A 2,756-nucleotide genomic window follows, 5' to 3' on the forward strand; every position below is an offset into this window, starting at 1 on the left:
CCCCCGGGGCAGCCGCCCGCGACGCCCGCGCCGTCAGCCCCGGGGACAGGCTCCGACGACGCCTCCGCCGTCGCAGCAGGGGCAGCCCGCGCAGCCGCAGCCGCAGCCCGGCTCGTCGCTGACGCCGGGCGTGGACCCCATCACGGGGGACCACAAGTTCGGCACGGTGGGCGCGGTGGCGTTGGACCAGCACGGCGACCTCGCGGCGGGCACGTCCACGGGCGGCATGACCAACAAGCGCTTCGGCCGGGTGGGGGACTCGCCCATCATCGGCGCGGGCACCTACGCGGATGAGCGCTGCGCCGTCTCCGCCACGGGCCACGGGGAGTTCTTCATCCGCTACACCGTGGCGCGCGACATCTGCGCCCGCGTCGAGTACCAGGACCTGCCGCTCCCGGAGGCCGCCAGCTACGTCATCAACGACGTGCTGGTGAAGGCCGGCGGCGAGGGCGGCGTCATCGCCATGGACCGCCAGGGCCACGTGGCCATGCCCTTCAACTCCAGCGGCATGTACCGCGGCTCCATCGGCGAGGACGGCACGCCCACCGTCGCCATCTTCCAGCAGCCCTAGGCAGGCGGCCGGACCCGGCTCCGCGCATCACTGACGTGACGCGCGGAGCGTCGCGGCGCCTACTGCTTCACGAGGAACAGCTCGCGCACCTGGAGCAGGTCCACGTCACCGGCGAAGGCGGAGAACTTCTCGTACTCCGCCGGGGTGACGCGGGCGCGGGGCATGTGGATGGACTCCGCGATGCTGAGCGTGCGCCCCTCCTGCTTCTCCGTGCGGGTGAAGTGGCCGAACTCGCTGTCCACCTTCAGGTCCGCCTGCGGGTCGCTGAGCTTCCAGCCCTGGGGCAGGGTGAGGGCGACGTGGGTGCGGCTGGCCTCCGTGTCGTCGATGTAGAGCGGCGTGGTGCGCGTGGACAGCTGCACGTAGCGCCGGCCCAGCAGGGCGGGGAAGGTGAGGGGGCCCAGCGCCATGCGGCTGTCGCCCTCCATGCGCCCGAAGCGCGGCACGGTGAACGCGTAGCGCAGCACGAAGGGCGCGCCCACGGCCTCCTCATGCTCCAGCTTCACGGACGCCAGCTCCGCGCCGCCGAAGTAGCGCGACACCGCGCCCTGGAGCGCCTGCTTGCGGCTCTCCGCGGAGAGCTGCTCGAAGGCCTCCGCGATTTGGGCGGCCTCGAAGCCGGAGTACGTCTCCTCGCCCTGGCCCTTGAGGCTGCCGTCGGCGCCCAGCTCCAGCGTGAGCTTCACGTCCTTGCCCGCGCGCGGCTTGAGCGGCGGCGTCTTCACCTTCCGCAGGGGCTTGCCGGGCTCCGGCAGCAGGTACGCCTCGCGCTCGCCCATGGCGGCCTCCGGCAGCTCGCCGAAGGGGCCGTAGCGCACGGACGTGTCCAGCCACACGGGCTCCTCGTCCGGCACCTCCACGCGCAGCGCCGCGTAGGGCAGGAGCGCGTCCGCCGGGAAGAGGTAGGGCGCGGGGTCGGTGTTGAAGGTGCGGATGGCCGCGATGCGCGAGGGGATGCCCAGCGTCTCCAGGCCCGCCTTCATCACGGTGAGCCGGCTGCCGCGGTCCTGCGCCACGGTGGAGGCGGCGGACTGCGCGAGGCTCGCGTCGCGCCCGGAGAAGCGCTTCATCACCGCGGCGTGCAGCGCCTTCACCGCGTCCAGGCCCTTCTTGCCCTCCGTGGCCTGGCGCGCGAACGCCTCCACTTCGGACGTGCGCAGCCACCGGTCCTGGAACGCGTCGCCGTACACGCGCGCCAGGCCGTCGTTGCCCGTCTCGCCCGCGCCCACCATCACGAAGGGCAGGTACTCGTTGCCGGAGGGCGGCGCGTCCGGCTCCGGGATGAACGGCGGCACGCGGCGCGCGTCGTAGTGGAACACCTCCACGTCGCCCTTCACCTCCGGCGGCGGCGCCTTCATGCCGTGCGCGTCCACCTTCATGCCGCTGCCCTTGGGCGCGACGACGGTGTACGTGCTCCACGCGTTCGGCTGGTTGGCGATCTGGAAGTAGAACGCGGACGCGGTGAAGCCCGGCTGCGCGGGGCCGCGGTCGCTCTCGGGCATCAGGTACTCCACCTCCACGGAGTCACCGACCTGCACGCCGGGCAGGCTCATGGTGTCCTTGCCCTCGATGTTCTCCGGCTCCAGCACGCGGCCGTCGGCCTTGAGGGTGCGCAGCGCCAGCACCTGGGCGCCGCGCGGGATGTTCACCTCCGCGATGTCCTGCACGCCCGACTGCTCCAGCGCCTTCTGGATGGTGTGGATGCGGTTGACGAGCGAGCCGTCCGGGTAGACCTGCACCGCCGCCGCGTCCAGCACGTACGCCGCCGAGCTGCCGCCCGTCACCGGCGCCGCCTCGTAGGCCTTCAGCGCCTCCTTGCCGTCAATGGCGTACGCCGCCAGCAGCTCCTTGCCCGTCTTCGCGCGCTCCACCGCGCGGCGCAGCGACAGGTCCGTGCCGTCCAGCTTGAGCGCCTGCTCGCGCAGCTTCAGCGCCTCCGCGCCCTGGCCCGCGTACTCGCGCACGTCCGCCAGCCGCTTGAGGATTTCGGCGTTGCGCGGCCACACCCGGGCCTGCGCCTGGAGCACCTTCGCCGCGTCGTCGTAGCGGCGCTGGCTCAGGTAGATGCTGGAGAGCGCCGCGGCGGTGGTGAGGTTGTCCGGGTCCTGCGCCAGCAGCCGCGTGTAGCCCTTCGCCGCGCCCTCCAGGTCGCCGCGCGTGCGCAGGTGGTCCACCCGCCGCGCCT

2 protein-coding genes are annotated in these 2,756 nt (G+C 72.9%); one reads left to right on the forward strand and one right to left on the reverse strand.

The window, feature by feature from the left end; translation table 11 throughout:
* Positions 1-571: isoaspartyl peptidase/L-asparaginase (locus tag ACLEQD_RS40725; RefSeq protein ID WP_410391308.1), on the forward strand; the 571-nt coding region annotated here is incomplete at its 5' end.
* 59 nt (positions 572-630) lie between these two features.
* Here the strand turns inward: ACLEQD_RS40725 and ACLEQD_RS40730 are convergent.
* The coding region (locus tag ACLEQD_RS40730; RefSeq protein WP_410391309.1) for a DUF3858 domain-containing protein at positions 631-2,756 on the reverse strand (2,126 nt) is incomplete at its 5' end.

The organism is Corallococcus sp. 4LFB (genome assembly GCF_046520365.1).
In the GTDB taxonomy this organism is placed as follows: Bacteria; Myxococcota; Myxococcia; order Myxococcales; family Myxococcaceae; genus Corallococcus; species Corallococcus caeni.